The 12,732-nt window shown below is 63.5% G+C and carries 11 protein-coding genes; 4 read left to right on the top strand and 7 right to left on the bottom strand.

The window, feature by feature from the left end:
* Nucleotides 1-17 precede the first annotated feature (17 nt).
* Together EJ071_RS13390 and EJ071_RS13385 are read right to left on the bottom strand one after the other, a co-directional pair.
* On the bottom strand, nt 18-1,499 hold the full coding sequence (locus tag EJ071_RS13390; protein WP_126102565.1) for an aspartate aminotransferase family protein: 1,482 nt from the start codon (nt 1,497-1,499) through the stop codon (nt 18-20).
* 80 nt (nt 1,500-1,579) lie between these two features.
* Nucleotides 1,580-2,665: a pyridoxal-phosphate dependent enzyme gene (locus EJ071_RS13385; RefSeq protein ID WP_126098295.1), complete on the bottom strand. Its 1,086-nt coding sequence runs from the start codon at nt 2,663-2,665 to the stop codon at nt 1,580-1,582.
* Between the two features lie 171 nt (nt 2,666-2,836).
* Here EJ071_RS13385 and EJ071_RS13380 point away from each other — a divergent pair, with 171 nt between their 5' ends.
* A complete protein-coding gene (locus tag EJ071_RS13380) occupies nt 2,837-4,903 on the top strand; it encodes a BTAD domain-containing putative transcriptional regulator (protein ID WP_126098294.1) in 2,067 nt (688 codons plus the stop codon).
* 162 nt (nt 4,904-5,065) lie between these two features.
* Here the strand turns inward: EJ071_RS13380 and EJ071_RS13375 are convergent, their stop codons facing one another.
* The 5 genes from EJ071_RS13375 to EJ071_RS38435 all read right to left on the bottom strand — a co-directional run bounded on the left by EJ071_RS13375 (nt 5,066) and on the right by EJ071_RS38435 (nt 9,500).
* Nucleotides 5,066-6,103, bottom strand: a complete 1,038-nt coding sequence (locus tag EJ071_RS13375) for an MBL fold metallo-hydrolase (RefSeq protein ID WP_126098293.1) — start codon at nt 6,101-6,103, stop codon at nt 5,066-5,068.
* 166 nt (nt 6,104-6,269) lie between these two features.
* Nucleotides 6,270-7,451, bottom strand: coding sequence for a choline ABC transporter ATP-binding protein (gene choV / locus EJ071_RS13370; RefSeq protein ID WP_126098292.1), 1,182 nt, complete (start codon nt 7,449-7,451; stop codon nt 6,270-6,272).
* Nucleotides 7,448-8,302 carry a choline ABC transporter permease subunit gene (gene choW / locus EJ071_RS13365; protein ID WP_126098291.1) on the bottom strand — a complete coding sequence of 285 codons (855 nt, stop codon included), beginning with the start codon at nt 8,300-8,302 and terminating at the stop codon, nt 7,448-7,450. Before choW ends, choV begins: the two co-directional genes overlap by 4 nt.
* 119 nt (nt 8,303-8,421) lie before the next feature.
* Complete coding sequence (locus tag EJ071_RS13360; protein WP_126098290.1) at nt 8,422-9,357, bottom strand: choline ABC transporter substrate-binding protein; 936 nt, start codon at nt 9,355-9,357, stop codon at nt 8,422-8,424.
* Entirely contained in the window at nt 9,357-9,500 is a 144-nt protein-coding gene (locus tag EJ071_RS38435; RefSeq protein WP_189521455.1) for a hypothetical protein, read from the bottom strand. Before EJ071_RS38435 ends, EJ071_RS13360 begins: the two co-directional genes overlap by 1 nt.
* 89 nt (nt 9,501-9,589) lie before the next feature.
* Here EJ071_RS38435 and EJ071_RS13355 point away from each other — a divergent pair, with 89 nt between their 5' ends.
* From EJ071_RS13355 to EJ071_RS13345, 3 genes are all read left to right on the top strand, one after another.
* Entirely contained in the window at nt 9,590-10,201 is a 612-nt protein-coding gene (locus EJ071_RS13355; protein ID WP_126098289.1) for a thymidine kinase, read from the top strand.
* Between the two features lie 241 nt (nt 10,202-10,442).
* Entirely contained in the window at nt 10,443-11,531 is a 1,089-nt protein-coding gene (locus EJ071_RS13350) for a hypothetical protein (protein ID WP_126098288.1), read from the top strand.
* A gap of 34 nt (nt 11,532-11,565) precedes the next feature.
* The gene (locus tag EJ071_RS13345; RefSeq protein WP_126098287.1) at nt 11,566-12,711 is read left to right on the top strand and encodes a hypothetical protein; all 1,146 of its coding nucleotides are present in this window, start codon (nt 11,566-11,568) and stop codon (nt 12,709-12,711) included.
* Nucleotides 12,712-12,732: the final 21 nt, after the last annotated feature.

The following is a 12,732-nucleotide window of genomic DNA, read 5'->3' as shown; positions in this document are numbered from 1 at the left end:
TCTTGGCCGCGCTCTCTTCAATGAGGTAGTGCCTCAGCCTCGATTTCCTTTCCGATGCGAAGCGTCTCGCGCACCAGCAGATCGAGATCGTCGCGCCGCGTGCGGTGGTTGGTGATTGCCACCCTCAGGCAATGCCGACCGCGCACGGTGGTGTCGGACAAGGCGGCGATACCTTCTTCCTGCAGCCGCAGCATGATCTCGGTGTTGAATGCCTTGAGCCGTTCCTCGGATGCCCCATCCAGGCGGTGGCGGAAGCAGACGATGTTGATCGTGGTCGGCGCCGTCAGCTCGAGCGCCGGCTCCGCCTCGATCAATTCGGCGAGATAGCGAGCCTGGGCGATGTTCTGGTCGATGAGCCGGCCGAACTTCTCGACCCCATGCTCCTTGAGCGCCATCCAGATTTTCAGCGCGCGGAAACCACGCGAAGTTTGAAGCCCGTAATCGTGCAGCCATTGCCCTGAGGCGAGGCCGCGCGGCGTCGATTCCAGATATTCCGGGGTAACGGCGAAAGTGTTGCGGTGGGCAGAAGAATCGCGAACCAGCGCGCAGCCCGCCTCGAACGGCGCATGCAGCCATTTGTGCGGGTCGAGCGCGACGGAATGTGCTTGTTCGATGCCGGCGACGAGCGATCTGTTTTCAGGCGCTATCGCGATCAGAGCGCCGATGCAGCCGTCGACATGGAACCAGAGGTCTTCTTCGGCCGCCAACCCTGCCAACGCCTGCAGGTCGTCGATCGCGCCCGTGTTGACGGTGCCGGCGGTGCCGATCACGCAGGCCGGCTTGAAACCCGCCGCGCGGTCCTCGGCGATGGCCGTCTTGAGCGCATCGACGTCGATGCGCAAATCGGCGTCGGTCGAGACGCGCTGCAGCGCCCGGTTGCCGAGGCCGAGCGCTTCCATCGCCTTGCGATGGCAGGAATGGACCTGGTCCGAGGCATAGTAGCGCAGCGGCCTTGGGATAGCGCCGACGCCCCTTTCGCGAACGTCGACGCCCGCCTTGGCATTGCGCGCCACGGTCAGCCCGATGATGTTGGCCATCGAGCCGCCGCTGACCAGCGTGCCGCCGGCCGAGGCCGGGAAGCCCACCATCTCCTTGCACCAATTGACCACCTGGCTATCCATCAGCCCGGCGGCGTGGTTGCCGCCGCCGAGGTTCGAGCCCTGGATCGCCGCCAGGAAATCGCCGAGCGCGCCGGTGAAATTGCTTGAACCCATATACCAGGACCAGAAGCGCGGATGGATGTTGCCCATCGGGTAGGCCATCACATTGCGAGCCACATCGTCATACACATCGGCAATGGACGCCGGCTCGTGCGGCACCGGCGCCGAAAAGAAGCTGCGGACATCGGCCGGCATCTCGCGCCACACCGGACGGTCCCGGACGTTCTTGAGATAAGCGACGGCGTCGTCGATGATCCTGTGCGACAGCGCCTGCATATCGCTCCAGTCCGGCGGATCGAGCGTTTCGTCCGAGACCATGGCTTCCTGCAGCGTGTCCATCATTGCTCCCTCGAGGCATCCACTTGCGAAATCGGCCGCGGCACCGCCGACCCGATGGGACGGCAGCGCCGCGCCTTTCTTCAGGCTTCGAACTGGCAGCTTGGCGTCGAGCGCGACAGCGCCGTCTCCTCGGCATCCATCTCCGCCTCGATGCCGTCGAAGAGCGGCGTCGACATGTAGCGTTCGCCGGTGTCGGGCAGCATGCACAGGATCACCGAACCGGCCGGAGCGGTTCCGGCGATCTGGCGCGCTACGGCGAAGGTGGCGCCGCCCGAGATGCCGGTGAAGATGCCTTCCTGCTGCGCCAGCGCCTTCGCCCATTTGATGCCTTCCGGACCGGGGATCGGCACGACTTCGTCGTAGTAGTGCTGGTCGATCGCCTCCTGCAGCACATTGGGGATGAAATCGGGCGTCCAGCCCTGGATCGGATGCGGCTCGAAGGCTGGATGGCTGGCGGCCGGCGCGCCGCCAGCGCCGCGCTCCTGTCCCTTGCCGCTGCCGATAAGCTGTGCGTTCGCAGGTTCGGCCAGCACGATCTTGACGTCCGGCCGCTCGCGGCGCAGCACCCGGCCGACGCCGGCGACCGTGCCGCCGGTGCCGTAGCCGGTGACCAGCACGTCGAGCCTCGAGCCCGCGAAATCGTTGATGATCTCGCGCGCCGTCGTCGCCTCGTGAATGGCGGCATTGGCTTCGGTCTCGAACTGGCGGGCCAGGAACCAGCCATTGGCTTCGGCGAGTTCCACCGCCTTCTTGTACATGCCAAAGCCCTTCTGGGCGCGCGGCGTCAGCACCACCTTGGCGCCCAGCATGCGCATCAGCTTGCGGCGCTCGATGGAGAAGCTGTCGGCCATCGTCACCACCAGCGGATAGCCTTTCTGCGCGCAGACCATGGCTAAGCCGATGCCGGTGTTGCCGCTGGTCGCCTCGACGACGGTCTGGCCCGGCTTCAGCTTGCCGCTGCGCTCGCCTTCCTCGATGATGTTGAGCGCCAGCCGGTCCTTGACCGAGGCTGCCGGATTGAAGAACTCGGCCTTCACATAGATCGTCGCATGGGCCGGGCCGAGATTGTTGATACGGATGACCGGCGTGTCGCCGACCGTGTCGAGAATGCTGTCGAACAGCCGGCCGCGACCGGCGGTGGTCCTGATCTTCAACTGCTGCAACATGGGCTTTTCTCCTCGGTATCTCACGTGCCGGTTACAAACCGGCGGCTTGGGCGGCGCGGTTTCGACACCTTGCCGAGTTAGGTTGCTTGACCAGCCGCGAATGCGGCAACGGCGGCATTCCGGCACGGAATGAGGCTGCCGGATGCTTCCTGTCGTCTTTGGTGATAGAACATGGACCAGCTGGTCAGCGTTGGAGAGAGCGTGGAAACATACGTGGAATCCACCCGATCGAGCCTGAACGAAACCGCCGCCGGCTTGTCCGTGCGACTGCTTGGGCAACTGGCGATTGCCCGTGACGGCGAGCCGGTGAAGCTGCCCTCCTCGCGCAAGCTGCGCGCGCTGCTGGCCTATCTGGCGCTCGCGCCGCATCCCGTCAGCCGCAGCCGGCTCTGCGAGCTTCTGTGGGACGTTCCCAACGATCCGCGCGGCGAGCTTCGCTGGTGCCTGAGCAAGCTTCGCGGCGCCCTCAACGAGCCGGGTCTGCACAGGGTCGAGACCGAAGGCGACACCGTGGCGCTTCGTCTCGCCGATATCAACGTCGATGCCGTCGCCGCCGCCGCGGCGGTAGCCGAAGGGATCGAGACGCTTAGCCTCGGACGCCTGCGGGCGCTTGCGCAACTCTTCGCCGGCGATTTCCTTGACGGGCTGGAACTCGATCGAAGCCCGCATTTCACCAGCTGGCTGACCGCACAACGCCGCCGTTTCAGCTCATGCCATGTCGCCGTTCTGGAGCATATCATCGCCCTTCTTGCGCAGGGAGCCGATGAAGCCGGCGCCTATCTGGACAAATGGCTGGAGCTCGCGCCGTTCGACGGGCGCGCGCATGTGGCGTTGCTGGAAAACCTTGCGCGGCGCGGCCAGATCGGCGCCGGCGAGGAACATCTGGCCACCGCCGCGGAGCTGTTTCGCTCCGAGGAGCTGGATGTCGCTCCCTTGCGCGAGGCATGGCAGGAGATTAGAGCCCGCAACATCAGCGCGACGCCATGCGCCCGGTCCGGGCCAACTTTTCTGGCCCCGCAACCCCCAATCGTTGCCGTCGATTTCGAACCCGCCGCGTCGCGCCGGGCCTCGCTGGCGGTGATGCCGTTTGCGGAAAGCACCGTCAATTTCCGCGGCGGGCTGGCCGACGGCCTGACCCACGACGTCATCACGCGCCTCGCCAAGCTCCGCGATTTCTTCGTCATCGCGCGCGGCTCGGTCTTCGCGCTCGCGGAAAAGAACATCGCGCCGGAGGATGCCGGCCGCCGGCTCAATGTCGATTATGTGGCGACAGGCTCTGTCCGCAGCTTTTCGGGCAGGGTCATCGTCTCGGTCGAGCTCGTCGAGGTCCGCACCGCCAGGATCGTCTGGGCCGAGACCTTCGAGCACAGGCCGGACGAAATCTTTGTCGTCATCGACGATATCGGCAACAGCATCGTCTCCTCGATCGCCGCCGAGATCGCGACCGTCGAGCGAAACCGCGCGATGCTGAAGGCGCCGAATTCGCTGAATGCCTGGGAGGCCTATCATCGCGGCCTCTGGCACATGTACCGCTTCACCCGCCAGGAGAACGACCTGGCGCAGCAGTTCTTCAACGACGCTCTGAAGCTCGACCCGACCTTCGCCCGCGCCTATGCCGGGCTTTCCTTCACCCATTGGCAGAATGCCTTCCAGCGTTGGGGCGATCGCGACCACGAGACGGCGCTGGCTTTCGAAACCGCCGGTCACAGCCTTCTGGTCGATGACCGCAATCCGGCTGCGCACTGGGCGATGGGACGCGCCTTGTGGCTGCGCGGCGAGCAAGACAACTCTCTGATAGAGCTGGCAAAGGCCGTCGACCTCAGCCCGAATTTCGCGCTCGGCCACTATGCGCTGTCCTTCGTCCACTCGCAGTCGGGCGATCCGCAATTGGCGATCGGCTCGTCCGATCACTCGCGCCATCTCAGCCCCTTCGATCCGCTGCTGTTCGGCATGATGGGCGCGCGCGCCATGGCCCATGCGCGGCTGGGCGAATACAATGAGGCCGCGGAATGGGCGCTGAAAGCGGCGGCCCGGCCCAATGCCCATGTCATCATCCTGGCGATCGCGGCCCACTGCCTGGCGCTGGCCGGCCGCCGGCACGAGGCGCGGAATTTTGCTGCCGCGATCCGCACCACATGGCCTGACTATCGGGCGGACGATTTCATCGCCACCTTCCGCTTCGATCGGGACGGTGAAGCCCTGTTCCGCAACGGAGCCAAGCTCATCGGGTTGCATTGAGCCTTGGCTCTTGGCCGCCAAGGGTGTGCCGAGATTCAGGTCAGGCCGAGCCGAGAACGGTGGTTTCCGAGAACCGGAGCGGAGCGTACTTGAAGTACGTGAGCACCGGAAGCGCAGGAAGCCGCCATTTGCAGGCCGGCCTCACCTGAATATCGGCACACCTTAGTGCACGAGCGGGCCGCTGGCCTTCCGCCACGCATCGATGCCGCCTTGGATGTGGCGGGCACTCGAAATCCCGACATCTTGCGCCGCCTGCACGGCCATGGCCGAACGCTCGCCGAACGCGCAATAGAACAGGATCTGCTTGGCTGTCGACTTCGCCAGCTCATGCAGCATGCCGCCGGCCGCGATGTTCTCCTGCAGCCGCGCATAGGGCAGATGGATCGCGCCGGGGATGACGCCGTGGCGATCCCGTTCCGATTGCTCGCGCAGGTCGATCAGCGCCACATCGGGCCGGCCGACCAGAGCCAGCGCCTGTTCGGCGGTCACCGACCAGCCGCGGCTGGCGATGTCGTCCTGATGCAGCCCCACCCGCATGTTGGCCGGCACCGCGACGTCCATCATCTTCGGATTGGACAGCTTCAGATTGTTCATGATGTCGACATACTCGTCGACCGACTTCACCTGCAGGCGGGGATTGAAGGCCTTTTCCTCGCCGATCGTCGACACGGTCTCGCCCTTGTAGTCATGCGCCGGGAAGATCATCGTCTCGTCGGGGAGCTTCAGCAGTCGGCCGAAGATCGATTCATATTGCTGGCGCGGATCCCCGTTCTGGAAATCGGTGCGGCCGGTGCCGCGAATGAGCAGCGTGTCGCCGGTAAAAACCCGGTCCGGCAGGATGAAGCTGTAGGAATCGTCGGTGTGGCCGGGCGTGTAGATGACGTCCAGCGCCAGCCCCTCGATCGCGAGCTTGTCGCCGTCGGCAAGCCGCATCGACACGACGTCGGCCTTGGTCTGCTCGCCCATCACGGTCACGCAATGCGTTCTGTCGCGCAGCGCGCCGAGGCCGGTGATGTGATCGGCATGGAGATGCGTGTCGACCGCCTTGACCAGCCTGAGGTCGAGTTCGTTGACCAGTTGCAGGTAGCGTTCGACCTTCTCCAGCACCGGATCGATGATCAATGCCTCGCCGCCCCGGCGGCTGGCGAGCAGATAGGAGTAGGTGCCCGAAACGGAATCGAAGAGCTGACGAAAGATCATTTCTCGGCCCCATGCGTCAGCGGCCCAGCCCGGCCGTCAGTCAGGTAAGTCTAAAACAAGCATGAGGTGCCCGCCAGCGAACACTTCATGCTTGATTTAATGCATGTCGCCCAAAAGTGCGCGGCGGTTTTGGGAAAAGGACATGCATCAAAACCAAAGGCCGAAGCTATCGCCTCAGCACCGCGCTCAGCACGTCGCGGATGCCGATCGCGCCGACGAAACGCGAGCCTTCGTCGAACAGCGCCACTGGCGCCGTCTGCGAGCGGTGCATGGCCAGCATCACCGTCTTCAGCGACGTGCCGGGATTGGCCCAGAACACCTGCGCCCCCTCCTCCGGCCGGCGCTCGACATCGGCGCAGGACACCCACACTGCCGGATTGCCGTGGCGTTCGGCCGCCGCCACCAGGCCATGCTCGTCGATCTTGAAGCGCGTCGTCTTGCGCCGGTCGAGCCAGACCCAGCCGTTCTCGCCCTGTTCGAGATCGCGGCGGTCGCGCATCACGTTCCACGCCGTCAGCACCGAAAGAGGATTCACATTGGCGATGAAGTCGCGGACATAGTCGTTGGCGGGCCTGAGCACGATATCTTCCGGCGCGCCGGTCTGGACGATGCGCCCGCCTTCCATGATGGTGATGTGGCTGCCGATCTTCAGCGCCTCCTCGAGGTCGTGGCTGACGAAGATGATGGTCTTCTTCAGCTCCGCCTGGAGCTGCAGGAGCTCGTCCTGCAGCTTGGTTCGGATCAGCGGATCGAGCGCCGAGAACGGCTCGTCCATCAAAAGGATCGGCGCCTCGGTGGCGAATGCTCGGGCGAGACCGACGCGCTGCTGCATGCCGCCCGAGAGCTCATGCGCGTATTTCTTCGACCACTGGTCGAGATGGACGAGCTGGAGCTGCTTTTGCACCCGCACCTTGCGCTCGGCATCCGGCACGCCGGCAAGCTCGAGGCCGAAGCCGACATTCTCCTCCACCGTGCGCCACGGCAGCAGGCCGAACTGCTGGAACACCATCGCCACCTGCTTCTGCCGGAGCCGCCGCAAGGTCGCTTCGTCGCAGGTCACGACATCGACGGTGCGGTCGCCGTCATTGACCAGCACCTGTCCCCGCGACACGACATTGAGCCGGTTGACGGCCCTGAGCAGCGTCGACTTGCCGGAGCCCGACAGGCCCATCAGCACGGAAATCTCGCCCTCATTCACGGTGAGATTGGCCCCGGCGCAGCCCAGCACATTGCCGGTCTTTTCGAGGATCTCGGCGCGCGTGGCGCCTTTGTCGATCATTGCAAGCGAGCCCGCCTGATCGGCGCCGAAGACAATGTCGACGTTCCTGAAGTCAACCGCGACGGTCATTTCTTGCCTCCCACGCCGATGCGCGTCATCCGGTCGAGCACGATGGCCAGCACGACGATGCCAAGGCCAGCCTCGAGCCCGAGGTCGATCCGGCGCGAGCCGAGCGCGCGGTTGATTTCAGTGCCGAGGCCCCCGGCACCGATCAGCGCCGCGAAGACCACCATCGACAGCGACAGCATGATCGACTGCGTCAGGCCCGCCATAATGGTGGGCAAGGCTGAAGGTAGCTCGACCTTCCAGAGAAGTTGTCTTTTGGTGGCGCCGAACGCCTCACCTGCCTCGACGATCGATTTCGGCACTGAAGTGACGCCGAGATGCGTGAGACGGACCGGGGTCGGAATGACGAAGATGATAGTGACGATGAGGCCGGGGGCGTTGCCAAGCCCGAACAGGGTCAGCACCGGGATCAGGTAGACGAAGGTCGGCAGCGTCTGCATCAGGTCCAGCACCGGCAGCATGAAGCGGTAGACCTTCGGCTTGTGCGCGGCCCAGATGCCGAGCGGAACGCCGATAGCCATCGAGGCGGCGGCGGCAGCAACCACCAGCACCAGCGTCTCCACGGTCTGCTTCCACAGGTTCTGGTTGATGATGAAGACAAGGCCGATGAAGACGCCGATGGCGAGCGGCCGCGAGCGCTGCAGGAACCAGGCGATGACGGCGACGACCAGGGCTAGCAGCACCGGCGGGACTATGAGCAGGAGGTCCACCGCGCCGTCGAGGATGAAGTTCAGCCCGTTCGAGAAGGCCCTGAAAATCGTATCGAAATTGTCGGTGAGGAAACTGAAGAAGTCCTTGCCCCACCGACCTATGGGGATCTTGTAGGCGACCAGGAATTTCGAGATCGGATCCATCTTTCCCCTCTTCGACCTTCGCCATCCTTGCCGGACGGTCCTCTTCTCAGCATATGAAAAAGGGCAGCCTTCTCCAGTGGCTGCCCTTTTCCGGAGATCATGCCGGACTCAAGGCCGGCTCAGCTCCCGAGCGCGGTCTTGACCGCCGCCGCCGCGTCGCCACCATCGAAGGTGGTCACGCCTGCGATCCAGGGCGCGATCGCGTCCGGATGCTTCTTCAGCCAGTCGGTGGCGACCGTCTGGGCATCGCCGCCCTTGAGGATCGCGTCCATCATCTCGCCTTCCATGTCGAGATTGAACTTCAGGTTGGAGATGAACTTGCCGGCGTTCGGGCATTCGGTGGTGTAGCCCTTGCGCACGTTGGTGTAGACGGTTGCCGCGCCGAAGCCGCTGTCGCCCATGCCGTCGAGGTAGGTGATCTTCATGGCGCCCATCACCGGATGCGGCGTCCAGCCGAGGAAGGCGATCCACTCGTTGTTCTTCATCGACTGCTCGGCCTGGGTCAGCATGCCGGCTTCCGACGACTCGACGAGTTCGAAGCCTTCGAGGTTGTCCTTCGGGTTCTTGATCATGTCGAGGATGATGCGGTTGCCGTCATTGCCGGCCTCGATGCCGTAGATCTTGCCGTTGAACTTGTCCTTGAACTTGCCGAGATCGGTCAGCGTCTTGACGCCGGCATCGGCGACATAGGTCGGCACGACGATGCCGTAGCCGGCGCCGGTCAGGTTGGTGCTTACCGTCTCGACCGAGCCGTCGGCGGTGTAGTCCTTGATGTCATTGGTCATCGACGGCATCCAGTTGCCGAGGAAGACGTCGAGGTCCTTGTTCTTCAGCGACGCATAGGTCACCGGCACCGAAAGCTGGATCACCTGCGGCTCGTAGCCGAGCGCGGTGAGCAGCACCGAGGCCAGCCCCGTGGTCGCCTGGATGTCGGTCCAGCCGACATCGGACAGACGCACCGCCTTGCAGCTCGCCGGGTCGCCGGCATAGGCGGCGGTCGTAGACAGAAGCGCCGCCAGGCCGAGGCCGGCGACGAAGGATTTCATACGCGACATTAACTTTCTCCCATTGCAATTCGAGGCGGCTCGAAGTCACGGTTCTTGCGACCGCCTTGTTTCGTCAGCCAAACACCATTTTGATGTGGTTTCAAGCGGCGCCACATCACGATGAACGGCGCGCGCTGGCCATTCAGCGACATGACCACGCCTTTCCGGCAGGGCGGCTTTTTTAGTGGACGGCGCTGGCGCCCCCTCCCAGTGCCGCGGCAACTCGGCTTAAAAGGGCGCCATGGCCAAGCTCTACTTCAATTACGCGACGATGAATGCCGGCAAGACAACGATGCTCTTGCAGGCGTCCTACAACTACCGCGAACGCGGCATGACGGCGATGCTGTTCGTCGCCGGCCATTATCGCAAGGGCGACACCGGACTGATCTCGTCGCGCATCGGTCTTGAGGCCGAGGCCGAGATGTTCCGCGACGGCGACGATCTCTACGCCCGCGTCGCCGAGCATCACGAGCACACGACCGTGCATTGCATATTCGTCGACGAGGCGCAGTTCCTGGAGGAAGAGCAGGTCTGGCAGCTTGCCCGCATCGCCGACCGGCTGAACATCCCGGTCATGTGCTACGGCCTGCGTACCGATTTCCAGGGCAAGCTGTTTTCCGGCTCGCGCGCGCTGCTTGCCATCGCCGACGACCTGCGCGAAGTGCGCACCATCTGCCGCTGCGGCCGCAAGGCGACGATGGTCGTGCGCCTCGGTCCCGACGGCAAGGTGGCCAAGCAGGGCGAGCAGGTGGCGATCGGCAAGGACGTCTATGTCTCGCTCTGCCGCCAGCACTGGGAAGAGGAAATGGGCCGGGCCGCGCCCGATGACTTCATCGGTTTTGCCCGTAATTGAGGCGGAGACCTGCCGACGGCCTTGCCGCGCAAAAACAATAGCTTAAGCATATCAGTTCAAGCTGCTTGAAGGCGATGCGCATTACTCGCGCCTTGAGCATGCTTGCCTTGTCTTTCAAGGGCCCAACCAATTCTTTTGTTTTGGCGCTTCTCCTTGTCTTCCGTCTTTCAATCCCTTGAGGCCCCACATATATTCGCCGCCACGTGCGACACGAAACCGGATGCCGAAGCGGGAGGCCCCTATGGCGACATTGCAGAATTTCGATGCCGAAATTGCCAAGACCAAGCAAGTCGTCGAGGACATGCGCACCAAGATCGAGCAGTCCGGCACAGTGCTCGACACGCTCGCCCAGGCCGACAAGAAGATCGGCGACGCCAATTTCGACATCGAGAACGCCCGCATCGAGGACGTGCTCAAGCAGCAGAAGGTGATGGAAGGCAATATCGCCGACCTGATCATCGGGCTGGAAGACGCCACCAACGTCTTCGGCGCCGAGTTCGAGAGCATGAAGAACTATACCGGTTGGGAAAATTTCGTCGGCGTCTTCTCGGCACAGCGCAAGCAGCGCATGCGCACCGACCGCGTGCGCAACATGTCGCTGGCCGGCAACCTGCAGGAGCTGCTGGCCAAATCCGATACCATCGTCGGTATTCTCAAAGCCCAGAAGCAGATCCTCGACCAGCGCTACAAGACCTCCGAGACCAGCCTGTCGCAGGTGATCGAGCGCCGCAAGGCGACCATGGCCAATCTCGAGGCGGTGCAGAAGCGCATCGAGGAGCTCAACCCGATGCTGCTCGACATCGAGAACAAGATCGCCGCCTCGACCAGCCAGAAGGAGCGCACCCAGCTCGAAGGCGAGCGTTCCAAGATGGCGACAGAATACAACGAGAAGCAGGCCAAGGAGCAGGAGTTGCTCGCCGAAAGCCAGACGCTGGAACGCTACACCTCGATGTTCCAGACCTTCGTGGATTCCCTCAACAACCAGATCGCCGCGCAGTCGACGCTGATCAACAAGCTGACCATAGATACCGAGCAGCGCATCGTGTTGTACAAAGCGCTGGAAGACTCGCTGAAGACCGCCGCCCAGCAGGACGTCGCCCACAAGATCAACACGCTTGGCAGCCAGGTCGACAACACCGCCGAGGAAACCATGGCCGGCATCGGCGCCGCCTCCCAGAAGCACATCGGCGACCTGCTCGAAATGCACGAGAAGAACATGGTGGCCAGCGCCGACATCCAGCGCCGCAAGAAGCTCGCCGACGATGCCTTCGCCCGCCGATTCGACGAGGTGATGAAGAAGCACAATTCCGCCAACTACGTGCAGCAGTAGGCGGCGTGCCGGCATTTTCTTCCAGGGCAGTGCCATGACCCCCGAAAATGAAGCGGCGGCGCGCTACTTCTCCGCTATCACAGCGGCGCTGAGCGGGCTGGAAATATTCATGCGCGACGACCGCTCGCCGCTCTACCGGCATGGCATCGTCGCCAGGATCGTCGCCGAATACATCGCCCGGCTGGACAAGTCTTTTTCCTGCTGGCGCAACCGGCTCGGCTTCATGGACACGTTCCGTATCTCGCGCGCCGACAGCGGCTATCCGGTTTTCCAGAACCTGCTCGAGCTGGAGAACGACCGCCGTCAGGCCGACGCACGGCTCGCCAACATTCCGCAGGCCGGCGAGCTGCGCGAGGAGATGGCCGACTTCATTCTGCGCCACAAGGAGTTTCCCGCGGCGCTGCAGAAGTCGATGGCCGAGCGGCTCTATCTGGAAGACGTCAAGAGCGAGGCGACCTTCGGTCCCTTCATCCTGGCGCAGACGGCGAAGGTCTCGGTCAATCCGAAAACCTTGCGGCCCTATTACCTCGTCCACTGGGCCTCGTTCGACGGCAGCGCCAACCTGCCGCTGGTCTACATGGTGACAGTGGAGGACTCCTCCGAGAGCATGGTGCGCCAGCTTGTCGACGAGAACGGCAAGCTCAATGAGCGGGTCGACATCCCGCTTCCCGTCGACGGCCTGCTCAACCCAGAGCTTGCCCATCGCTTCGACGATTTCACCGAGAAGAACTCGGCCTATACGCTCTCGCCCGCAACCATCGCGGTCAATCTTGACAAGGATTTCGAGCCGTTGCACCCGAAGCAGTTGAGGCGCGTCGTGCTCGGTCCCTTCTATTCCGCAGGCATCACCGACAACAATTCGACCGTGACCGAGGTACTGGCAAAGGTGCGCAAGCCGGAAAATGCCTGGCTGCTCACCTGGACCATCCAGGAAGTCTTTTCCAAGAGCGAGAAACCCGGCCGCAAGGGCCTGTTCTCCAGCGAGAAGACGACGCAGGAATTCTTCATCAACACCGACGACCTCGAGGCGGCGCGCCAGGGCGTGTCGAGCTACGAGAACCATGCGCTGATCCCGCACGAGGCCTATCAGGCGCTCTACGCCGCCGGCGAGGCGCAGAAGATCTTTTCCGGCTACAAGGTCCACATCCTGTCCAAGGGGCAGGTCATCAGCGACGTCTGATTTCAACCGCGGAGCACCCTC

It is taken from the genome of Mesorhizobium sp. M1B.F.Ca.ET.045.04.1.1 (assembly GCF_003952465.1).
In the GTDB taxonomy this organism is placed as follows: domain Bacteria; phylum Pseudomonadota; class Alphaproteobacteria; order Rhizobiales; family Rhizobiaceae; genus Mesorhizobium; species Mesorhizobium shonense.
This window is presented reverse-complemented; position numbering and strand designations above follow the sequence as displayed.